At 68.4% G+C, this 21,525-nt stretch carries 17 protein-coding genes; 14 read left to right on the forward strand and 3 right to left on the reverse strand.

Annotation, left to right across the window (positions count from 1 at the left end):
- Positions 1-72 precede the first annotated feature (72 nt).
- The 13 genes from ACZ1I5_RS23265 (at position 73) to guaD (ending at position 15,162) form a co-directional block, all read left to right on the forward strand.
- A complete protein-coding gene (locus ACZ1I5_RS23265) occupies positions 73-1,422 on the forward strand; it encodes an NCS2 family permease (RefSeq protein WP_465171596.1) in 1,350 nt (449 codons plus the stop codon).
- 24 nt (positions 1,423-1,446) lie between these two features.
- Positions 1,447-3,027: a gamma-glutamyltransferase family protein gene (locus ACZ1I5_RS23270; protein WP_465171597.1), complete on the forward strand. Its 1,581-nt coding sequence runs from the start codon at positions 1,447-1,449 to the stop codon at positions 3,025-3,027.
- A complete protein-coding gene (locus ACZ1I5_RS23275; RefSeq protein WP_465171598.1) occupies positions 3,021-4,328 on the forward strand; it encodes an allantoate amidohydrolase in 1,308 nt (435 codons plus the stop codon). The genes ACZ1I5_RS23270 and ACZ1I5_RS23275 overlap by 7 nt, the downstream gene beginning before the upstream one ends.
- Before the next feature lie 37 nt (positions 4,329-4,365).
- Positions 4,366-5,544 carry a pyridoxal-phosphate-dependent aminotransferase family protein gene (locus ACZ1I5_RS23280; RefSeq protein ID WP_465174034.1) on the forward strand — a complete coding sequence of 393 codons (1,179 nt, stop codon included), beginning with the start codon at positions 4,366-4,368 and terminating at the stop codon, positions 5,542-5,544.
- 171 nt (positions 5,545-5,715) lie between these two features.
- Positions 5,716-6,603, forward strand: a complete 888-nt coding sequence (puuE, locus tag ACZ1I5_RS23285; RefSeq protein ID WP_465171599.1) for an allantoinase PuuE — start codon at positions 5,716-5,718, stop codon at positions 6,601-6,603.
- Positions 6,600-6,980, forward strand: coding sequence for an oxalurate catabolism protein HpxZ (gene hpxZ / locus ACZ1I5_RS23290; RefSeq protein ID WP_465171600.1), 381 nt, complete (start codon positions 6,600-6,602; stop codon positions 6,978-6,980). Before puuE ends, hpxZ begins: the two co-directional genes overlap by 4 nt.
- The gene (gene uraD / locus ACZ1I5_RS23295) at positions 6,977-7,456 is read left to right on the forward strand and encodes a 2-oxo-4-hydroxy-4-carboxy-5-ureidoimidazoline decarboxylase (RefSeq protein ID WP_465171601.1); all 480 of its coding nucleotides are present in this window, start codon (positions 6,977-6,979) and stop codon (positions 7,454-7,456) included. Before hpxZ ends, uraD begins: the two co-directional genes overlap by 4 nt.
- Positions 7,453-7,788, forward strand: coding sequence for a hydroxyisourate hydrolase (gene uraH, locus ACZ1I5_RS23300; protein ID WP_465171602.1), 336 nt, complete (start codon positions 7,453-7,455; stop codon positions 7,786-7,788). Before uraD ends, uraH begins: the two co-directional genes overlap by 4 nt.
- 4 nt (positions 7,789-7,792) lie before the next feature.
- A complete protein-coding gene (locus tag ACZ1I5_RS23305) occupies positions 7,793-9,004 on the forward strand; it encodes a urate hydroxylase PuuD (protein ID WP_465171603.1) in 1,212 nt (403 codons plus the stop codon).
- Between the two features lie 211 nt (positions 9,005-9,215).
- Positions 9,216-10,619, forward strand: a complete 1,404-nt coding sequence (xdhA, locus tag ACZ1I5_RS23310) for a xanthine dehydrogenase small subunit (protein WP_465171604.1) — start codon at positions 9,216-9,218, stop codon at positions 10,617-10,619.
- Positions 10,612-12,924, forward strand: a complete 2,313-nt coding sequence (gene xdhB, locus ACZ1I5_RS23315; RefSeq protein ID WP_465171605.1) for a xanthine dehydrogenase molybdopterin binding subunit — start codon at positions 10,612-10,614, stop codon at positions 12,922-12,924. The genes xdhA and xdhB overlap by 8 nt, the downstream gene beginning before the upstream one ends.
- Positions 12,917-13,882 carry a xanthine dehydrogenase accessory protein XdhC gene (gene xdhC / locus ACZ1I5_RS23320; RefSeq protein ID WP_465171606.1) on the forward strand — a complete coding sequence of 322 codons (966 nt, stop codon included), beginning with the start codon at positions 12,917-12,919 and terminating at the stop codon, positions 13,880-13,882. Before xdhB ends, xdhC begins: the two co-directional genes overlap by 8 nt.
- Positions 13,879-15,162, forward strand: a complete 1,284-nt coding sequence (gene guaD, locus ACZ1I5_RS23325) for a guanine deaminase (protein WP_465171607.1) — start codon at positions 13,879-13,881, stop codon at positions 15,160-15,162. Before xdhC ends, guaD begins: the two co-directional genes overlap by 4 nt.
- Here the strand turns inward: guaD and ACZ1I5_RS23330 are convergent, their stop codons facing one another.
- Positions 15,163-16,233, reverse strand: a complete 1,071-nt coding sequence (locus ACZ1I5_RS23330) for a LysR family transcriptional regulator (RefSeq protein ID WP_465171608.1) — start codon at positions 16,231-16,233, stop codon at positions 15,163-15,165. It abuts the gene before it with no gap.
- Positions 16,234-16,275: 42 nt separating this feature from the next.
- On the opposite strand from ACZ1I5_RS23330, the gene ACZ1I5_RS23335 reads away from it, so the two are divergent.
- Positions 16,276-17,508: a GNAT family N-acetyltransferase gene (locus ACZ1I5_RS23335; protein WP_465171609.1), complete on the forward strand. Its 1,233-nt coding sequence runs from the start codon at positions 16,276-16,278 to the stop codon at positions 17,506-17,508.
- Between the two features lie 31 nt (positions 17,509-17,539).
- Here the strand turns inward: ACZ1I5_RS23335 and ACZ1I5_RS23340 are convergent, their stop codons facing one another.
- Both ACZ1I5_RS23340 and ACZ1I5_RS23345 read right to left on the reverse strand, forming a co-directional pair.
- The gene (locus ACZ1I5_RS23340) at positions 17,540-19,468 is read right to left on the reverse strand and encodes a S9 family peptidase (protein ID WP_465171610.1); all 1,929 of its coding nucleotides are present in this window, start codon (positions 19,466-19,468) and stop codon (positions 17,540-17,542) included.
- Positions 19,469-19,745: 277 nt separating this feature from the next.
- Complete coding sequence (locus tag ACZ1I5_RS23345) at positions 19,746-21,524, reverse strand: TMEM254 family protein (RefSeq protein ID WP_465171611.1); 1,779 nt, start codon at positions 21,522-21,524, stop codon at positions 19,746-19,748.
- Position 21,525 lies beyond the last annotated feature (1 nt).

Below are 21,525 nucleotides of genomic sequence, written 5' to 3' on the forward strand. Positions count from 1 at the left end.
CGCTATGCTCGTGGCCGATCCGGCACCGACCGGAAGGACGGGAGCGGATCTGGGGCAGCCGGGGGACCGCCAATGTCGACGACCGAGGAAACGCAGAGGACGGGACGGCTCGCCGCCTGGTTCGAGCTTGCCGAACGCGGCACGACGGTGCGGACCGAGGTGCTGGCCGGCGCCACTACTTTCCTCACCATGGCCTATATCATCGTCGTCAACCCGGCGATCCTCGGCGCGGCGGGTATGCCGATCGCCGCGGTGGCGGCGGCGACCTGTTTTGCCGCGGGTGTCGCCAGCATTCTGATGGGTTGCTTCGCCAATGTGCCGCTCGCGCTCGCGCCGGGCATGGGATTGAACGCCTATTTCAGCTTCACCGTGGTGCAGGGCATGGGTGTGCCCTGGCCCGTCGCGCTCGGCTGCGTGCTGATATCGGGCGTGGTCTTCCTGCTGCTCACCGCGGCGGGCATCCGCCAGATGATCCTCGCCGCGATCCCGCCGCACCTGCTCGCGGCCGTCGCCGGCGGTATCGGCCTGTTCATCGGTTTCATCGGGCTGAAGAACGCCGGCATCGTCGTCAACAATCCGGCGACCAGCGTTGCCCTCGGCGATCTCCACGCGCCCAGCGCGGCGCTGGCGCTGATAGGGCTGGTAACGATCGCGGTGCTCAGCGTCTGGCGGGTGCGCGGCGCGGTGCTGATCGGCATCGTCGCGACCACGCTGATCGGCTGGGTCTTCGGCCTCGTCACCTTCACGCCCCAGCCCTATTCGTTCGAGGCGCTGACCGAGACGGCGTTCAAGCTCGATCTCGGCGGCGTGTTCGGCGCCGATGGCAGGCACGGCCTCGGCGTGATCGAAATCCTGTTCGTGTTCCTGTTCGTCGACCTGTTCGACAATATCGGCACGCTCGTCGCCGTGACCAAGCGCGCCGGCCTGGTCGCGCCCGACGGCAGCATCCCCCGGCTCAACCGCATGCTGTTCACCGATGCGATCGCGACGATGATCGGTGCGCTGGCCGGCACCAGCACCGTCACCTCCTATGTCGAAAGCGCGGCGGGCGTCGAGGCGGGCGGCCGCACCGGGCTGACGGCGGTGGTGACCGGCTTGTTGTTCCTCGCAGCCATGTTCGTCGCGCCCTATGCCCAGCTCATTCCAGCCGCGGCCACTGCGCCGGCGCTGATCCTGGTCGGCGCGCTGATGATGATGCCGCTCGCCGAGGTGGCGTGGGACGATCCGGAAGTGGCGATCCCCGCCTTCCTGACCGTCGCGCTGATCCCGTTGACCTTCTCGATCGCCAACGGCCTCGCCTTCGGTATCACCGCGCATGCCGTGCTGAAGCTGCTGCGCGGCAAGATCACGAAGACCGACTGGTTGCTGCTGGTACTCGCGGCGCTGTTCATCCTGCGCTTCGCATGGCTGGCGGCCGGATGATTACAGGTTCATGTTGCCGTCGTGATGCGTAACGAAGTGAGAAGCCTGCGCGGCATGGTGACCGCGCCCCATCATCTGGCGGCACAGGCCGGGCTCGGCGTGCTGCAGGATGGCGGCAACGCGGTCGAGGCGACGGTCGCGGTCGCGGCGTGCCTCGCGGTGGTCTATCCGCACATGACCGGCATCGGCGGCGACGGCTTCTGGCTGATCGCCGAGCCCGACGGGCGGACGCACGCGATCAATGCATGCGGCGGGGCAGCGGTAGCCGCCAACCTTGGCTTCTATAACGGGCATGAGGTGATCCCCTGGCGCGGGCCGCTCGCCGCCAATACCGTGGCCGGCACGATCTCCGGCTGGGCGGCGGCGCTCGACTCGAGCGGGGGCAGTCTGCCGCTCGCGCGGCTGCTGCGCGATGCTATTCACCATGCCGAATTCGGTGTCGCGGTGACGCGCGGCGGGGCGGAGATCGCCGCGGCCAAGGGCGCGGAACTGCGCGACCAGCCGGGCGCCTGGGCGGCAACGTTCGAGCCTCAGGGGCGGCCGCTGGTCGAAGGCGAGATATTGCGCCAGCCCCAGCTCGCCGCGACCCTGACGATACTGGCGCGCGACGGCCTGGGAAGCTTCTACGAGGGCGGTCTGGCCCGATCGATCGCCGCTGATCTCGGCCGGCTCGGCAGTCCTGTTTCGGCGATCGACCTCGCCGCGCACCGCGCCACCCGGCCCGCGCCGCTGAGCGTGCCGATCGCGGGCGCGCGGCTGTTCAACACCGCGCCGCCCACCCAGGGTCTCGCCTCGCTGCTGATCCTCGCTTTGTTCGACCGGCTCCATGCCGCCGGGGCTGAGGGGTTCGACCATGTCCATGGCCTGGTCGAGGCGACCAAGCAGGCCTTTCTGATCCGCGACCGGCACGTCGGCGACCCTGCCTATATGGAGATCGATCCACAGGCGTTGCTCGATGACCCGGCCGGGCTCGATCGGCTGGCGGCCCGGATCGACCTCACCCGCGCACTGCCCTGGCCGCAGCCGGCCTCGGCAGGCGATACCTGCTGGTTCGGCGTGGCCGATGCCGAGGGGCGCGTCGTCAGCGCGATCCAGAGTACCTATTTCGAATTCGGGTCGGGCCTGGTCCTGCCCGGGACCGGCATCACCTGGCAGAATCGGGGCAGCAGCTTCCGCCTGACGGAGCAGGGCTGGAACGCGCTGCGGCCGGGGCGCAAACCCTTCCATACGCTCAACCCCGCGCTGGCGCGTTTCGACGACGGGCGCGTGATGGCCTATGGCACGATGGGCGGGGAAGGGCAGCCGCAGACTCAGGCGGCGATCTTCACGCGCTATGCCCGTTACGGCATCGGCCTGCAGGAAGCGATCAGCCGCCCGCGCTGGCTGCTCGGGCGGACCTGGGGCGATGACAGCACCACGCTCAAGATCGAGGATCGCTTCGCGCCCGATCTGTACGAGGACCTTGTCGCCGCGGGCCATCAGGTCGAGCTGATGCCGGCCTTCACCGCGACCATGGGCCATGCCGGCGCGATCGTCCGCCATGCCGACGGCATGCTGGAGGGCGCGACCGATCCGCGCAGCGACGGGCAGGTGTCGGCATGGTGAGCAGCGGGCAGCGGGCGGTGGAACGCTGCGACGCGCTGGGCGTCGCGCCGTTCAGCGATATGGAGGGTGGCCTGTTCCGCGCCTGGCTGTCGCCCGCCTTCGCGGCCGCGCAGAAGGCGGTCGCGGGCTGGATGGCTGAGGCAGGCATGGCCGTCCGCCTCGACGCCGCGACCAATCTCATCGGTCGTTATGAAGGCACGACCCCCGGCGCCCCCGCATTGCTGATCGGCAGCCATCTCGACAGCGTGCGTGATGCCGGCCCTTATGACGGGCCGCTCGGCGTGATGCTGGGCATCGAATGCGTGGCCGCGCTGAACGCGGCGGGCCGGCGCCTGCCTTTCGCGATCGACGTGATTGCGTTCGGCGACGAGGAAGGCTCGCGCTTCCCCGCCCCGATGCTGACCAGCCGGGCGGTGGCGGGGACGTTCGATCCGCAGGCGCTCGACGTAACGGACAGCGATGGCGTGTCGATTATAGAGGCATTGAGAGCTTACGCTCCTCCCATTCGTGTCGAGCGAAGTCGGGAAACCTGTGTCTCGACTACGCTCGACACGAACGGTGTTGGTGGGGCCGTACGCGCCCGAGGCTCCGTCATCGCCTATCTCGAGGCGCATATCGAACAGGGCCCGTCATTGGAGGCGGGCGGCCTTGCAGTGGGCGTGGTCACCGGCATCGCCTCGCAACGTCGCTATAATGTCCGGGTCGAAGGCGTGGCGGGTCATGCCGGCACCACCTCCATGGGCCTGCGCCGCGATGCGCTGGCGGCGGCGTCGGAAATGGTCCTGGCGATCGAGCGGCTCGGCAGCGGCGGAACGTCCGATCTCGTTGCGACGGTTGGCCGGCTCGAGGCGAGGCCCGGCGCGGTCAACGTCATCCCCGGCGATGTCGCCTTCTCGATCGACATTCGCGCGCTCGATCCGGCCGCCCGCGACGCGGTCGCGGGCGCGATTCTCGCCGAGATCGAGGCGATCGGCGCCCGGCGAAAGATCGCGGTCTCGGCTGACCGCGTCCATGATCTGCCCGCGAGCCCCTGTGACGCGACGCTGATGGATCTGCTGTCCGACGCCATGGCGGCAGAGGGGCAGCCGGAACGCCGCCTCGCCAGCGGGGCGGGGCATGATGCGATGGTGATGGCATCGCTCTGCCCGACCGCTATGCTGTTCGTCCGTTGCGCGGGCGGCATCAGCCACAACCCGGCAGAAAGCGTTGATCCGGCTGACGCGGAGATCGCGCGGCGGGTGATGCTCGGCTTCATCGACCGGCTCGGCGAACGCTTCTTGGGAGACAGTTTTGACGCCTGACCTTTTCGGAGAGATCGATCCGCCGCAGCGGCTGCTGATGGGCCCCGGTCCGGTCAATGCCCATCCGCGCGTGCTGCGCGCGATGTCGGCTGACCTGCTCGGCCAGTTCGACCCGGAGATGACGGCCTATATGAATCAGGTCATGGCGCTCTACCGTCCGATCTTCGGGACCGAGAATCCCTGGACCTTCCTGGTCGACGGCACCGCGCGCGCCGCGATCGAGGCCGCTCTGGTCAGCCTGATCGCGCCCGGCGACACCGTCCTGATCGTCAATTTCGGCCGCTTCGGGCTGCTGCTGCGCGAAATCGTCGAACGCATCGGCGGCACTATAGAGACGGTCGACGCGCCCTGGGGCGAAGTGGTGCCGATGGAGGCGATCGCCGCCGCGATCGAACGGACCGGGCCGAAGGTCGTGGCCGCGGTGCATGGCGACACCTCCACCACCATGGCGCAGCCGCTCGCCGGGCTCGGCGCCCTGTGCCGTGCGGCGGGCGCGCTTTCCTATGTCGATGCGACCGCGACGATCGGCGGCATGGCGATCGAGGCCGATGCCTGGGGCGTCGATGTGGTCACCGGCGGGTTGCAGAAATGCCTGGGCGGGCCTTCGGGCTCGGCCCCGATCACGATATCAGACCGCGCGGCGGAGCATATCGCGTCGCGTCGCCATGTCGAAAAGGGCATCGTCCGCGACGACATCACCAACGGCTCCGGTGCGCGGATCGGCTCCAATTATTTCGATCTCGCCATGGTGATGGACTATTGGAGCGAAAAACGCCTCAACCATCATACCGAGGCGACCACCATGCTCTACGGCGCCCGCGAATGCGCGCGCGTGGTGCTGGGCGAGGGGCTCGAGGCACGGTTCGCGCGGCATCGCCTCGCGGGTGCTTCGGTGGTGGCCGGCGCGCGGGCGATGGGGCTGACCGTGTTCGGCGACGACGCGCACCGCATGACCAACGTCACCGGTATATTTGTGCCCGAAGGCGTCGACGGCGAAGCGGTGCGGCGACGCATGCGCGAGGATTTCGAGATCGAGATCGGCGCGGCGTTCGGGCCGCTCCAGGGCAGGATCTGGCGGATCGGGGCGATGGGCTACAATGCGATGAAGCATAAGGTGGCGATCACGCTGGGTGCGCTGGAGGCGGTGCTGCGGGCGGAAGGATTTGCGACACTGCCGGGCGCTGGCGTGGATGCGGCGCTGGAGGTCTGGCGGTGAGGGGGGCCATCGATCTCCCTCTCCCAGCGGGAGAGGGAAGGGGCCCATGCCGGAGGCATGGGAAGGGTGAGGGTGAATGATAGCGCTCGTCCGGATGATCACCCTCACCCTTCCGCCGCTTCGCGGCTCCCTCCCTCTCCCGCTGGGAGAGGGAAATTGGTGCCGCTCCGCATGACCGCTCCCCGCGACCTCATCGGCTACGGCCCGACCCCGCCCAACCCGCGCTGGCCCAACAACGCCCGCGTCGCCGTCCAGATCGTGCTCAACTACGAGGAAGGCGGCGAGAACAGCGTCCTCAACGGCGACAAGGGTTCCGAGGCCTTCCTCTCCGACATGGTCGGCGCGCAAAGCCACCCGGCGCGTGCGATGGCGATGGAAAGCCTCTACGAATATGGCTCGAGGGCCGGCTTCTGGCGCCTCCATCGGCTGTTCACCGAGCGCCGGATCCCGATCACCGTGTTCGGCGTCGCCTCGGCGATGGAGATGAACCCCGCCGCGGTCGAGGCGATGGCCCTGGCCGACTGGGAAATCGCCAGTCACGGCTATCGCTGGATCGATTATCAATATGTCGCCGAAGAGATCGAACGCGAGCACATCACCAGGGCCATCGATCTCCATACCCGCCTGACCGGCACCCGCCCGCTCGGCTGGTACCAGGGCCGCACCTCGCCCAACACCGCGCGGCTGGTCACCGAGGAAGGTGGCTTCCTCTACGATGCCGACAGCTATGCCGATGACCTGCCCTATTACGACCGCCGGCACGGCAAGCCGCAGCTGATCGTCCCCTATTCGCTCGACGCCAACGACATGAAGATGGTCGCGCTCAACGGCTTCACCGAGGGTGTGCAGTTCTTCCGCTACCTCGTCGACACCTATGAGCAGCTCCGCGCGGAAGGCGGTCGGATGATGTCCGTCGGCCTGCACGGCCGCATCGCCGGCCGCCCCGGTCGCGCCATCGCGGTCGCGCAGTTCCTCGATCATGTGCTGGAAAGCGGCGACGCCTGGGTCGCGCGCCGCATCGACATCGCCCGCCACTGGCTCGAACTGTACCCGGCATGACGATCGACGATCCCCGCATCCTGGCCGAAGTGACCGCCGCGTTCCACGAATACGAACGCGCGTTGATGGCGGACGATATCCCGGCGATGGACCGGTTGTTCGCCGATGCGCCGACCACGATCCGCTACGGCGTGGGCGAAGTGCTCTACGGCGCGGACGAGATCAGGGAATTCCGCAAGGGCCGGGGCGGATCGCCGCAGCGCCGGCTCGGCCGCGTCGCGATCACGACCTATGGCGACAGCTTCGCCACCGCCAATGCCGAATTCTTCCGGGAAGGTAGCGACAGGCGCGGCCGCCAGAGCCAGGCCTGGGTGAAGGGCGCTGATGGCTGGAAGATCGTCTCAGCGCATGTCTCGATCGAAGGGACGACGTCATGATCGACGAGACCGATCCCGATGCCTTTATCCGCCACTATGGGGGACTGTTCGAGCATAGCCCCTGGGTGGTGATGCGTGCCGCCGCCCGACTGCCGCTCGGCGACGTCCATGCCGGGCTGATGGCGGTGGTGCATGAGGCGACGGCCGAGGAACAGCTCAAGCTGATCCGCGCCCACCCCGAACTGGCCGGCAAGGCAGCGATCGACCGGACGCTCACCGCGGAATCAGCCGCCGAACAGGCCTCGGCGGGTCTGGACCGCCTGACACAAGAGGAGTTCGATCGCTTCCACGCCCTCAACGCTGCGTACGGCGCGCGCTTCGGCTTCCCCTTCATCCTCTGCGTGCGGCTGACCGACAAGGCCGGCATCCTCGCGGCGATGGAGCAGCGGCTGGGCAATGACCGCGAGACCGAGATCGCCACTGCCATCGCCGAGATCGGCCAGATCGTGCGCCTCCGCCTCAAGGACATGGCATGAACAGTCTTTCCACCCATGTGCTCGATACCATGCACGGCAGGCCCGCCGCCGGGCTGAGCCTGGCGCTGACCGGGCCGCATGGCGAGATCGCGCGCGGCACGACCAATGCGGACGGCCGCTGCCCGGAGCTGATGCGCGAGGGCCTTGTAGCGGGGCGCTACGCGATCCGCTTTTCCGTCGCCGATTATTTCCGTGGCCTTGGCGTCGCGCTGCCCGATCCGCCCTTTCTCGATGATGTGGTGGTCGATTTCGGCATCGCGGCGGATGGCGGGCATTATCATGTACCGCTGCTCGTCTCGCCCTATGGCTATTCAACCTATCGGGGCAGCTGAGACCATGACGATCGACCTCGCCGAATGGCTCAACCTGGCGATCAGATGGCTGCATCTGACGGCGGGCATCGCCTGGATCGGGTCGTCCTTCTATTTCGTCTGGCTCGACAATCACCTGACGCCGCCCGCGCAAGGCGAGGCCTCGGGCGAACTCTGGTCGGTCCATGGCGGCGGTTTCTACCACAACCAGAAATACCAGGTCGCGCCGAGCCAGATGCCGGATCGCCTGCACTGGTTCAAATGGGAGGCCTATTTCACCTGGATCAGCGGCTTCTCGCTGCTGGTGCTGGTCTATTATGTCGGCGCGCAGAGTTATCTGATCGATCCGGCCAAGGCAGCGCTCAGCCCCGCCGAGGCGATTGCCATCGGCCTGGCCGCGCTGGCGGTCGGCTGGCTGTTCTACGATCTGCTGTGCCGCTCGCCACTGGGCAGGAACAACCGGCTGCTCGGAATCGTCTGGTTCGCCTTCCTGCTCGTCGCGGCGATATTGCTCGACCGCGTGTTCAATGCGCGTGCGACGTATATGCATATCGGGGCGATGATGGGCACGGCGATGGTCGCCAATGTGTTCTTCGTCATCATCCCCAACCAGCGCAAGGTCGTCGCCGATCTGGTCGCCGGGCGCACGCCCGATCCCGCGCTGGGCAAAGCGGCCAAGCAACGCTCGCTGCACAACAACTACATGACCCTGCCGGTGCTGTTCATCATGATCAGCCATCACTATCCGATGACCTATGGCGCGCAGCGGCCCTGGCTGGTGCTGGCGCTGCTCGGCCTGACCGGCGTCGCGGTTCGCCATGTCTTCAACCTGCGCCACCGCGCGCAGCCGACCGGGGCGGCGTTGGTCGTGGCGGCGGTGCTTGCTTTTGCAAGCGTGACCTATGTTTCGATGGAGAAGAGCGCCGCGGTGTCGGCGGCGCCTGCCGATGCGGGCGAGCAGCCGGCACCGTCCGCGCCTGTCGTGTTCGCCGATATCGAGCCGATCCTGACGAAGCATTGTGTGGGTTGCCACAGCGTGCACCCGACCAACCCCGCCTTCACCGCCCCGCCGCTCGGCGTGGTGATGGACAATTATGGTCACGTCCGCGCCCTGTCGGCGCGCATCCGTAAGGTGGCGGTCGATTCCGAGGTCATGCCGCTCGGCAACGCCACCGACATGACGAAGCTCGAGCGCCAGAAACTCGGCACCTGGATCGCTGCCGGGGCACCGAGATGAGGGCGCGGCAATCTTTTCTAAAGCCCCTCCCCTTCAGGCGCACCGGGTCGGCCATGCCCCCGGCATGGCCTGAAGAGCGCGGGGCGCTCTTCACCCGGTGCGGGGTTGGGGTGGGGCAGTCCCGCATATGCAGGCGCCAGTTCTTGCCGCACTGCCCCACCCCCAACCCCTCCCCTGAAGGGGAGGGGCTTGAAGTAAGTCAGGCCGTACCATGACCGGCACCGTCCGTTTCGTCCTCGACGGCGCGGTGATGGAGGTCAAGGCGACCGCCACCGACAGCGTGCTCGACCTGCTCCGCTACAAGCTCCGCCGCACCGGCACCAAGGAAGGCTGCGCCGAGGGCGATTGCGGCGCCTGCACCGTGCTGCTCGGCGAGCTGGACGATGACGTCGTGGCATGGCGCGCGGTCAACGCCTGTATCCTGTTCGTGCCGATGCTCGACGGCAAGGCGCTCCGCACGGTCGAGAGCCTGTCGCCGGACGGCGAACTCCACCCGGTTCAGCGCGAGATGGTGGAGCGGCACGGCTCGCAATGCGGCTTCTGCACACCCGGTTTCGTGATGTCGCTCTATGGCCGCAGCATCGGCGCGGCGGGTACAAAGGGTGAGCCGGTGGCGGACGTCATCGCCGGCAATCTCTGCCGCTGCACCGGCTACGGCCCGATCCTCGACGCCGGCGAGGCAGTGCCGCCGGGCGAGTCCGACGACGCCGATATCGCAGCGCTGCTGCGCGGGATCGCCCGCCAGGACTCGGGCACTGGCTGGTTCGCCCCGCAGACTGCCGACGAACTCGCCGCCCTGCTGGTCGCGCACCCCGGCGCGCGGATCGTCGCCGGCGCGACCGATGTCGGGCTCTGGGTGACCAAGCAATATCGCGATCTCGGCACCGCGATCTTCATCGGCGATGTCGCCGATCTGCGCACCATTGCCGAGGACGCGGACGGCCTCACCCTCGGCGCGGGCGTCCGCTATACCGAGGCGAAGGCGGCGCTGGCGCGGCTTCACCCCGATCTGGGCGAGCTGGCGCGGCGGATCGGCGGGCTACAGGTGCGCAATTCGGGCACGATCGGCGGCAATATCGCCAATGGCTCGCCGATCGGCGACATGCCGCCCGCGTTGATCGCGCTCGGCGCGACCCTGACGCTCCGGCGCGGCGATGCGCGGCGGACGATCCCGCTGGAAAGCTTCTTCCTCCGTTACGGCGTGCAGGACCGTGCGCCCGACGAGTTCGTCGAAAGCGTCCATGTACCGCACCCGTCGGCCGGGACGATTGTCCGCATCGTCAAGCTGTCGAAGCGCTTCGACAGCGACATTTCCGCAGTGTGCGGCGCCTTCGCCATCACCGTCGAGCAGGGCCGGGTGACGGCGGCGCGCATCGCCTTTGGTGGCATGGCCGGCACGCCCGCACGGGCGCTCGCCTGCGAAGCGGCACTGACCGGCCAGCCCTGGTCCGAGGAAACGATCGAAGCTGCCGCCCAGGCGCTCGCCCGCGACTATACCCCGCTCACCGATGCGCGCGGTTCCAGCGCCTATCGCCTGACCGTCGCCGCGAACCTGCTGCGCCGCCTCTGGGCCGAGCAGTCGGGCGACGTCACCAGCGTGCTGGCCGATGGCTGATACCGAGCTTCCTCCCGGCGCGGTCCATCGGCCGCTGCGTCACGACAGCGCCGAGGCGCATGTCGCCGGCCGCGCGCTCTATGTCGACGATGTCGCGGAAGCGCCCGGCACCTTGCACCTCGCCTTCGGGCTGGCAGTCGAGGGGCATGGCCGGCTCGCCGCGCTGGATCTCGACGCCGTCCGCGCAGCCCCTGGCGTGGTCGCGGTGCTCACCGCGGCGGATATTCCCGGCAAGAACGATGTCAGCCCGGTCGCGGGCGACGACAAGCTCTTCGCCGAGGATGAAATCCTCTATCCCGGCCAGCCTTTGTTTGTCGTCGCCGCGACGAGCGCCGCCGCCGCCCGCCGCGCCGCGCGCTTGGGTAACGCCATCGTCGAACCACTCCCCGCGCTCGTCACCATCGCCCAGGCGCTGGCCGAAGGATCGCTGATCGAGCCCAGCCAGCGCATGGCCCGCGGCGACGCCGATGCCGCGCTCGCCGCAGCGCCGCACCGCCTGTCGGGCCGGCTGGAGATGGGCGGGCAGGAGCATTTCTACCTCGAAGGCCAGGCTGCGCTCGCCACGCCGGGCGAGGGGGGGCACGTCCATGTGCTGTCCTCCACCCAGCATCCAAGCGAAGTGCAGCACCTCATCGCCAAGGTGCTGGCGCGCAGCCATGCCGATGTCACGGTCGAGGTCCGGCGCATGGGCGGCGCGTTCGGCGGCAAGGAAACACAAGCCGCCGCCTATGCCGCTGCCTGCGGGCTGGTCGCGGCGAAGACCGGCCGCCCGGCCAAGATCCGTGCCGACCGCGACGACGACATGGTGATGACCGGCAAGCGCCATGAATTCGAGATCGGCTATGACGTCGGCTTCGATGACGAAGGTCGGATCCAGGGCATCCGCCTCGAGCTTGCCTCGCGCTGCGGCGCCACCGCCGATCTGTCGCCCGCGATCAACGACCGCGCGATGTTCCACGCCGATAATTGCTACTGGCTGCCCGCGGTCGAGATCGTCAGCCACCGCCTGAAGACGCACACCGTCTCCAACACCGCCTTTCGCGGGTTCGGCGGGCCGCAGGGCATGATGGCGATCGAGCGGGTGATGGACGCCATCGCCGCCGCCCGCGGGCTCGATCCGCTCGCCGTGCGCCGGATCAATCTCTACGCGCCGGGCCGCGATGTCACGCCCTATCACATGAAGGTCGAGGACAATGTCGCGCCCGAACTGATCGCCGAGCTGGCAGCGCGCACCGGTTATGACGCGCGCCGCGCCGCGGTCGAGGCGTTCAACGCCAGCCACAAGGTGCTGAAAAAGGGCCTCGCGCTGACCCCGGTGAAGTTCGGCATCAGCTTTACCACCACGCATCTCAACCAGGCCGGCGCGCTCGTGCATGTCTATGCCGACGGTTCGATCCATCTGAACCATGGCGGCACCGAGATGGGGCAGGGGCTGATGGTCAAGGTGGCGCAAATCGTCGCCGACGTCTTCGCCGTCCCGGTCGACCGCGTGCGCATCTCCGCGACCCGGACGGACAAGGTGCCCAACACCTCCGCGACCGCTGCCTCGTCGGGCGCCGACCTCAACGGCATGGCGGCATTCAATGCAGCGGAGACTATCCGCGCGCGCCTCGCCGAGTTCGCGGCGGGCAGGTTCGGCGGCTCGGCCGAGGCCGTGCGTTTTACCCGCGACGGCGTCGTCGCGGGCGGCGAGACCGTGCCGTTCGATACGCTCTGCCGGCTGGCCCATCTCGGCCGCATCTCGCTGTCCTCGACCGGCTTCTACGCCACGCCCAGCATCCAATACGACCGCGCCACGCACCGCGGCCGGCCCTTCCTCTATTTCGCTTATGGTGCTGCCCTGTCCGAGGTGGTGATCGACACGCTCACCGGCGAGCACAAGGTGCTGGCGGTCGATATCCTCCATGACGTCGGCCGCTCGCTCAATCCGGCGATCGATCTCGGCCAGGTCGAGGGCGGCTTCGTCCAGGGCATGGGCTGGCTGACCACCGAGGAGCTGGTCTATGACGATCGCGGCCGGCTGCTGACTCATGCGCCGTCGACCTACAAGATCCCGACCGCCAGCGACCGCCCGCGCCGCATGGACATCCGGCTATGGGAACGCGGCCGCAATGCCGAACCGACCATCCACCGCTCCAAGGCCGTCGGCGAACCGCCATTCATGCTGGCGATCTCGGTCTTCTCCGCGCTGACTCAGGCCATCGCGGCGGCCGCCCCGGGCAAGGGCCTGCCCGATCTCGACGCGCCGGCGACACCCGAACGAATCCTCGCCGCGATCGATCGCCTGCGGGGCCGTCATGGCTGAATGGGCCGAAGCGGCGCGCGCGGCGCTGGCGCAGGGCCCAACCGCGCTGGTGACGATCCTCGCAACCAAAGGCTCCGCCCCGCGCGGGCCCGGCGCACGCATGGTGGTGACGGCGGATGCGCTCCACGGCACGATCGGGGGCGGCGCGCTCGAATGGCGGGTGACCGAACAGGCGCGTGCGATCCTGGCGCTGCCGGCGGGGAGCTGGCGCGTGCAGGATTATCCGCTCGGGCCGCTGCTCGGGCAATGCTGTGGCGGGCGGGTAAGGGTGCTGGTCGAGCGGCTGGACGAGAGCGTGATCGAGATTCTGGATCAGGGTCGACCTACCGTCGTTAGCCTGCTCGAGGATCGCATCGAGCGCGAGCTGTTCCCCCGCGAAGGCGGGGGTCCAGAGCCAAAAGCGTCGATGTCTGCGACTCTGGACCCCCGCCTTCGCGGGGGAACGGTCCTGCTTCTCGCTCGCGGCCCGCTTCCCGTCGCCGGCATCCGCTTTGTAGAACCTACCGAAACCCCGGGCACCCCCCTCATCCTCTTCGGCGCAGGCCATGTCGGCCGCGCCATCGCCGATCGTTCGCCCGGGCTGCCCCTCCACCTCGCCTGGTTCGACAGCCGCGAGGACGCCGCCGACTATCCCGGCGTCATGCAGGTCGACGAAGAGGCCATGGTCGACTGCGCCCGTACCGCTCCCGCCGATGCCGCGATCCTGATCGTCACCCACGATCACGCCCTCGACTACCGCCTCACCGCCGCGGCGCTCGCCGGAACCGCAGCCTATGTCGGCCTGATCGGCTCGGCCACCAAGCGCGCACGCTTCCTCTCCCGGCTCTCGAACGAGGGGATCGATGTGTCGCGCCTCACCTGCCCGATCGGCCTGCCCGGCGTGACCGGCAAGGAACCGGCGGTGATCGCCATCGCGGCGCTTGCCCAGATCCTCTCGCTCGCCCGGCACGCGGCATGACCGCCCAGGGCTTCCGCGCCGAACTGCTGAGCGTTCCGGAAGATCCGGCGCAAGGCGGCACGATCCGCCACCATGAAGACGGGCTGCTCGTCATCGAGGACGGCCTGGTCGTGGCGTTCGGCGACTACGCCGATCTCGCCCCGCGCTTCCCCGGCATGCCCGTCGAACGCCTGTCGGGACTGCTCGTCCCCGGCTTCGTCGACACGCATATCCATTATCCGCAGACCGACAGCATCGCCGCTTATGGCGGCCAGCTGCTCGAATGGCTCGAACGCCATATCTTCCCGGCCGAAGCCGCCTTTGCCGATCGCGCTCACGCCGATGCGGTCGCGGCCTTCTTCCTCGACGAACTGCTGCGCAACGGCACCACCAGCGCCCTGGTCTTCGCGACGGTCCATGCCCATTCCGTCGATGCCCTGTTCGAGGCAGCGCTCGCGCGGAACATGCGGATCGTCTCGGGCAAGGTGCTGATGGATCTCGGCCCCGAGACCCTGCGCGATTCGGTCGAGACCGGCCGGGCCGACAGCGAGGCGTTGATCGCGCGGTGGCACGGGCGCGGGCGGCTCGGTTACGCGGTGACGCCGCGCTTCGCGCTTACCTCCTCGGATGCGCAGCTTGCCGGGGCGGGCGATCTGGTCGCCGCGCACGCCGAGGTGCTGATGCACACCCATCTCGCGGAGAACAGGGGCGAGATCGCCGCGGTTGCCGGCCGCTTCCCGACGGCGCTGGATTATCTCGACGTGTATGATCGCTTCGGGCTGGTCGGCCCGCGATCGGTGTTCGCGCACTGTGTCCATCTGGAGGATCGCGCGCTTGCCCGGCTGCGCGACGCCGGGTCCAGCATCGCCTTCTGCCCGACCAGCAACCTGTTCCTCGGCTCCGGCCTGTTCGATCTGGCGCGCGCCGATCGCCACGGCGTGAAGATCGGGATCGGCACGGATGTCGGCGCGGGCACCAGCTTCTCGCTGCTCGCGACCCTGGGCGAGGCCTATAAGATCGGGCAGATGCGCGGCACGCCGCTCGATCCGTTCCGCGCGCTCCATCTCGCTACGGCCGGTGGCGCCCGGGCGCTCGGTCTCGCCGACCGGATCGGGGGGCTTCAGCCCGGGCAGGAGGCCGATTTCGTGGTGCTCGATCCTGCGGCCACGCCGTTGCTAGCACGGCGCACCGCCGGGGCGGGCCTCGCGGACAAGCTGTTCGCGCTCCAGATATTGGGCGATGACCGCGCGATCGCCCGAACCTATGTCGCCGGCCGCTGCGCCTGGACGCGGCCGGCCTGACTATTTTCTTGGGTCGAGCAGCCCTTCGAACAGCCGGATGACCTTGCCGGTACGGTTCTTCTCGAAATCGCGCGGATGCACGAACTGATCGGCGAACCAGGGATAGAGGTCCGAGTCGAACGCCGTCTTCAGCCAGTCGATCGTCGCACGCACCGCCGGCGAATGCCGCGCTTCGGCATGGAAATAATACCAGAGGTCGAACCGCAGCGGCAACGGCACGTCGAGCGGGATCAGATGCTTCGACACTGCCCGGGCATAGGTCGGCAGCGCGGCGATGCCGGCGCCATTGACCACCGCCCAATAGACGGACAGCGCCGAGTTCGACCGGATCGGCATGAAGCTCGCCGGCCAGTCCGATCCGACCAGATATTTGATCAGTCCGGGGTTGAGGCCCGGCCCGCTCTGCTCGACGAACTGGTGTTCGCGGAACTGATCGAGCGACGTCATCGCGCCATTGCGGCGGATATAGGCTTCGGACGCGAACAGCATGTAATGCACCGTCGCCAGCTTGGCCCGGACCAGATCGCGCCGGTGCGGCTCGCTGAACGCGACGCCGACATCGACGACGTCGCTGCGGTCGCGCGCGACGTCGTAATCGAGCTGCAGCGAAACGGTCAGGTTGGACAATGCGGGCGACAGGTCGTTCAGGCGCGGCGTCAGCCACAGGCTGCCCAGCCCTTCGGTACAACCGATGGTCAGTTCACCGGGATTGATCAGGACATTGGCCTCGCCATCACCCTCCGACTCGGCCGACAGGGCGGCGCCCGCCATCTCGCGCGCGGCGCGGGCCAGCATCAGGCCGATATCGGTCGGCACGACGCCGCTTCTCGACCGACCCAGCAATTTGGTGCCGATCCGGTCCTCCAGCCGCTCGATCCGGCGGCGCAAAGTATTGAGGGACAGCCTGGAACTGTCTGCCGCAGCACGAAAACTATGATGTTCGGTGACGAGCAGGAGCGCGCGAAGATCGTCCCAGTCCAGGTCCCGAACGAGCGTGCGAACGTGCGTGGCGTTCCACCTGGGAACACCATGGTCCGGATTTTGGATCGCGGCCGGTTGCTTGCTCGCCATTACACTCCTGTCCGAGGCTAACTTAACAGTGGGAGCGACAAAATGCGAGCAGAGCCGCACAAACGGAATTCCGACAGTTTCGGCAGGCTTCGCTTCTCCGAAAAGGTCGAGCGCACCCTGTCGCGGACCGAATCGCCGCCCGTATCGCGGCCTGCCAGCGACGCCGAGATCCAGGCCGTGCTCGACAAGGCCGGACGCCTTTTCCCGGTCGCGCCGTTCAGCGCGATCGACCGGATGCGCAAGCGCAATCCCGCCATCGTCCGCGTCATCGAGGGGCTGAGCGACGCGGACGACCCCACCATGATCGCCTATCTGCCGCTGTCCGCCGAGGGCGCGGAGCATCTGCTCGCCGGCACCCTCAACGGCCGCGAGCCGAAGCCGGAATGGATCGTCGCCGAGCATGAGATTCCGACCGCGGTCTATATCTGGATGACCTGGACGCCCGGTCGGCTGGCCCGCGCGCTTCCCGGCATGGCACGGATCTTTTCCGAGCTGGTGCCCGATGGCTGTCCGCTCTTCTCCCGCGCCGTGACCGATCATGCCGCGCGACTCAACGCCGCGATGGGCTTCGAGCAGGCCAATCGGGTCTATCCGGGCGCGCCCGACTGGTTGCTGGTCGTCCTGCCCCGGGCGGAGATGGCGCCGATCCCGACGCGGATGACGGCGCCGGCGCGCCAGGCCCCGAAGATCGAGGTGCGCCCGGTCCGCTCGTTCGAGGACATGGCGATGATCTTCGCCGTGCGCTCCTCGACCTACATCAGCGAGCAATTCTGCCTCTACTCCGAGGAATTCGACGGCAACGACTTCTGCGCGACTCACCTGATCGGCTTCATCGACGGCGATCCGGCGGGGTGCATCCGCATGCGCTATTTCGGCGATTTCGTGAAGGTCGAGCGGCTGGCGGTACGCCGCGAATATCGTCGCAGCCGGCTGGCGTTCAAGCTGGTGCGCGAGGCGCTGGCGCTGGCGCGGCACAAGGGTTTTCGCCGTTTCTACGGCCATGCCCGGCTCGATCTGGTGCCGTTCTGGGCGATGTTCGGCTTCCGCGAAATGGCGGAGCGCCCGTTGTTCAAATTCGCCGATGTCGACTATCGCGAGATGGAGTTGGATGGCGAGGCGGACGAGCATCCGATCGGCATCGGCGACGATCCGATGGTGACGATCCGTCCCGAAGGCGCCTGGGGCGTGCCCGGTCCGCTCGAACTGTCCAACCTCCGCCCGAGCCGCGCCGCCTTTTTCAGCGACATGAAGACGGTCGGCCGCGCCGCTCACTAGGCAAAGGACGCGACGCCTCCCGGCCGGCTTCTCATCCGGCCGGGCGCGGTGGTTCGCGTGCCGGATACGCGTCGAGGTTCGCGCCGATCCATTGGCGCAGATCCTCGGCGGGCGGCGCGGCGGCTGGGCCGCTGAGGTACTGCGCGAGCATCGTCTCCATGAGATAGAGATAGGCGCGCCGGGCCATGGGGTCGTCGGGTGCGTGCGGCTGCTTGCGCGCGACGATCACCTCGGCGTTTCGGCCGAGCTGCCTGAGGCGCGCGGCATAATCGATCACGCTGCGGATCGGCACGCGCTCGTCCCGGCCGGCGGCGATGATGAGCAGCGGCGTGCGCATCGCCGCCACGCGCGCATAGGGCGATTGCGCGGTCAGCCGCCGGGCGATCGCCGGGTCGCCCGCGTCGAGGCCAAGCAGGCGCAGGGTCGTCGCGAAGGCGATGCCGCCGCTCGAGCCGATAGTCCCCCGATCGACCACCTGGCGCGACACCCAACCGAAATCGGCCGGCGGTACGATCGCGACCCCGACGCGGAACAGGCCCGATCCGTTCGACAGTGCCTGCAAGGTGGAATAACCCCCGAACGAGGCGCCGGCGATGCCGACCCGTTTCGGATCGCCGATCCCGCGCGCCAGCAGCCAGCGCACGCCTTCCTCGATATCGCGCTGGACCCGGCCATCGCCGAAATCGCCGCGTGCGCTGAGCATATAGGCGCGCCCATAGCCGGTCGATCCGCGGAACTGCGGACGAAACACCGCATAGCCGCGATTGGCGAGAAGCTGGGTGGTCGTGCTGTAATCGGGCTCGTCGTGCGACCACGGGCCGCCATGCACGGCGGCGATCAGCGCCACGTGCCGCAGGTCGCGGCCCGCCGGGACGGTGAGCAGGCCATGGATCAGCATGCCGTCGGAAGCGGGAAAGCTGACCGGCACCGTTGCTGCGAGCGCCGCTTCCGGCACGCGCGGCCTTTTGCCCGAATCGTCGAGCATCGGGTCCAGCCGGCCGGTCCGCGGATCGAACAGGAACCAGCGCTGGCCTTGCAACCGCGCCCCGCGCTCGCGCACCAGCCACTGGCCCGAAGTGGGGGACACGGTGATGTCGCCGGACAGGCGTTTCGCCAGCAGCGCCATGGCCTGCCGCGAATCGTCGGTCAGGCCGTGGCTTGCCGGAGTGCCGCCGCGATAACCGGCGATGAGCGGCACGCCCGATCGCGGATCGATCGCCAGTGAATCGAGATCGCGCTCGCCCGACGGATCGCGGTGCAGGATCGTGCGGCGCCCATTGGCGTCGATGCGCATCACCCCGCGCAGATCGCCGCCAAGATCGCTCGCGAGATACAGGCCGCGCCCATCGGCCGTGGTGCCGGCCAGATCGCAGCGCTCGAGCTGCACGCACAGCGCGAGGATTCGGTATCGCCCGTCGGCGCGGCGCGCCTGGATGACATGGTGATCTCCTTCGACCAGCTTGGCGAACGCGACGCGGCCGTCAGGAGCCATGGCAAAATCGACCGGATCGCGGCGGCCAAAGGCGATCAGCTGGCGTGTGCCGCCGTGCTCGACGCGCCATAGCCGATAGCCGACCGGGGCACGCTGCCCGTCGACCCGCAGTTCTTCCTTGAGGATCGCGGCGGCGGGACGCCAGGGATCGATCCCGGCAAAGCGCAGCCCGGTCGACCCGCCGATCTGCGCCACCAGCCCCGACCCGAGATCGCCCGACACCGCGATCCGCCGCAGCGCGCGGCTCGACACTAGGAACAGCCAGCGCCCGTCATGCGACCAGAAGGTTTCGTCCGCATCGGCGCGCCGAAGCAGTTTGCGCGCGGGGCCTCCGCGCGGCTTCAGCCACAGACTCGTCTCCTCGCCGACCTTGCGCAGCCACGCGACATGCCCGCCATCGGGCGCGATCGTGACCGCGCTGATCGTCGGTTCCACCAGAAACGCATCGCGCAGGATCTGCGCCGGCACCGGCCGAGCCCGTTCGGCGGCGAGATTCGCTCTCAGAACAGATAACAGAGATCCACCCCCTCCGTTCGCCCTGAGCTTGTCGAAGGGCTGTACTTTTCTTCCGCAGAAGGAAGGACAAGGCTTCGACAAGCTCAGCCCGAACGGTGAGAGACTAGTCAGCCCGGGAGAGCTTCGCATCATGTTCGATGCGCCTGCCGCCCCACTTAAGGCAAGCATCATCACCCCGGCCGCGACGAGGCGCAGCCGCCGATCATCAGTCATCGTCCGTCTCCAGAATTCAGCGTTGCGGCTTGGGCCGGATCAGCGCGAAGGCGACCAGCATCGGCACCCCCAGGATCAAGGTCGCGACGCTCCACACCGCCTGCGCCCGTGCAACCAGCCCCCGCCGTCGCGCCAGCAGCCAGGCGATCACCGCTGAGAGCAGATGCAGCACCGTCATCCTCACGATCACCCCGACCGGCAACACCACCGGCATGCGCACCTCAAGCGGCTCATGCTCGCCGAACAGCCCCTCGGCCGCATCGCGCACGACCTTCAATGGCAGCGACAACCAGTAAGGCGCATAGCGCGACACTGCCGGGAAATCCGGGTTGAGCGTCCGCTCGGCAACCGCAGCCGCATGTCCCGCCCCGTCGACTCGCACGATCTGCTGCCACGCCCGGCCCGGCCCGTCGATCGCACCATGCCCATAGGTGAAGGAGATCAGATAACCGTCGAGCAACTCGATCGCATCGATCCGCGACATGCCGCCGATCGGCGCGGGCAGGGGGATCGTCGCCAGCGCCGGATGAAGCCGGTCGCCCTCGTCGAGCACCCGCGCATCGTAAATCCGCAGCGCCCGGTCGCTCACCAGCCCGATCGCATCGCCCATCTTCGTCGGTCCGTTCGCGATCGTCTCGGCCGCGGGCAGCGTGATGCGCGTATGGAGCCGCCCGTCATCCTCGTTGAACGCAGCGATCTGCGATGCCGCCATCAGCTGCCCGCCGGCGACCGGCAAAGGCGGCGTCCGGAACGCCGCGCCGCCATCGAGGCCGAGCACCCCGGCCCGCTCGAGCGTCGCCAGCCGTACGCCGTGAAAGCGCATATCGTCATGGCTGAAGGTCCAGCGCGTGCCCCTGCGTTCGTCGTCGAACTCGATCGGCACGACATTGGTCAGACCGCCCCGCGCGGGCAGCCGCGCGGCCTGCGGCGGCAGATAGAAAACTTCGGAGAGCTTCACCTGCTCGCGCCACAGATCGGCCTCGCGGTCACGCCGGCCGGCGAGCCCCGCTTCGATCAAAGCTCCACCCTCGGCGCGCACGGCTTCGACCACACCGCCTTTGGGCGGCACGCTGTTCAGCGGATGCGTGCCCGTGGCGATCCACAGGATCTGGAAGACGATGTCCCCCGCCACCACCGCCACGACATAAGCGCCCATCGCCACGCTCAGCGCGGTCCCGGCCAGTGCGCCACCGCGCGGCGTCTCCTCCAGGTCGGGCTTGAACACGCTCGCGACCAGGGCCGCCAGCAGCGCCGCGACCATCGCCTGCACCGTGATCGCGCCCCATCCCGAGGCAGCGCTCATCGTCGGCAGCAAGGCGGGCACCAGCGCCAGCCAGGCGTAGCGCCGCGGGCCGAGCATCGCATAGATGCCGGCGAGATAGCCGATCAGCGCGATCAGCAACGCCGCGACCGGCAACAGCCAGTGCCGTGCATCGACGAAACGCGCGCCGATCGCGCCGTGGCTGGTCAGCAGCACCAGCACCGGCAGCGCCGCCGCCACCGCCAGCATCGCCGCACCCGCGCCCGCCACCGCGAGCAGGATTCGCCCCGGCGCCAGCGGCCGGTGCAGCAGCATGATCCACTGGTTGGTGCGCCGGTACGTGCCCGCCTGGTACAGGCCGAACAATATGCCCGCGACGGCGTAAATGCCCGCGACGAGCTGATAGACCATCAGCGGCTGCTGGATCGCATCGACCACCCGGTCGAAGAACAGCAGCACCCCGGCATGCAGGCCGGCGGCACCGAGCGCCAGCCAGCGGAAGCGGCGGCACTCGGCCTTGAACAGTTCGACCATG

Source organism: Sphingomonas sp. BL-S-30, assembly GCF_055521475.1.

Excerpts from the sequence above, each read along its gene's own strand:
- ACZ1I5_RS23265 (WP_465171596.1), top strand. The coding sequence starts at position 73 with ATGTCGACGACCGAGGAAACGCAGAGGACGGGACGGCTCGCCGCCTGG.
- ACZ1I5_RS23270 (WP_465171597.1), top strand. The coding sequence starts at position 1,447 with ATGCGTAACGAAGTGAGAAGCCTGCGCGGCATGGTGACCGCGCCCCAT.
- ACZ1I5_RS23275 (WP_465171598.1), top strand. The coding sequence starts at position 3,021 with ATGGTGAGCAGCGGGCAGCGGGCGGTGGAACGCTGCGACGCGCTGGGC.
- ACZ1I5_RS23280 (WP_465174034.1), top strand. The coding sequence starts at position 4,366 with ATGGGCCCCGGTCCGGTCAATGCCCATCCGCGCGTGCTGCGCGCGATG.
- puuE (WP_465171599.1), top strand. The coding sequence starts at position 5,716 with ATGACCGCTCCCCGCGACCTCATCGGCTACGGCCCGACCCCGCCCAAC.
- hpxZ (WP_465171600.1), top strand. The coding sequence starts at position 6,600 with ATGACGATCGACGATCCCCGCATCCTGGCCGAAGTGACCGCCGCGTTC.
- uraD (WP_465171601.1), top strand. The coding sequence starts at position 6,977 with ATGATCGACGAGACCGATCCCGATGCCTTTATCCGCCACTATGGGGGA.
- uraH (WP_465171602.1), top strand. The coding sequence starts at position 7,453 with ATGAACAGTCTTTCCACCCATGTGCTCGATACCATGCACGGCAGGCCC.
- ACZ1I5_RS23305 (WP_465171603.1), top strand. The coding sequence starts at position 7,793 with ATGACGATCGACCTCGCCGAATGGCTCAACCTGGCGATCAGATGGCTG.
- xdhA (WP_465171604.1), top strand. The coding sequence starts at position 9,216 with ATGACCGGCACCGTCCGTTTCGTCCTCGACGGCGCGGTGATGGAGGTC.
- xdhB (WP_465171605.1), top strand. The coding sequence starts at position 10,612 with ATGGCTGATACCGAGCTTCCTCCCGGCGCGGTCCATCGGCCGCTGCGT.
- xdhC (WP_465171606.1), top strand. The coding sequence starts at position 12,917 with ATGGCTGAATGGGCCGAAGCGGCGCGCGCGGCGCTGGCGCAGGGCCCA.
- guaD (WP_465171607.1), top strand. The coding sequence starts at position 13,879 with ATGACCGCCCAGGGCTTCCGCGCCGAACTGCTGAGCGTTCCGGAAGAT.
- ACZ1I5_RS23330 (WP_465171608.1), bottom strand. The coding sequence starts at position 16,233 with ATGGCGAGCAAGCAACCGGCCGCGATCCAAAATCCGGACCATGGTGTT.
- ACZ1I5_RS23335 (WP_465171609.1), top strand. The coding sequence starts at position 16,276 with ATGCGAGCAGAGCCGCACAAACGGAATTCCGACAGTTTCGGCAGGCTT.
- ACZ1I5_RS23345 (WP_465171611.1), bottom strand. The coding sequence starts at position 21,524 with ATGGTCGAACTGTTCAAGGCCGAGTGCCGCCGCTTCCGCTGGCTGGCG.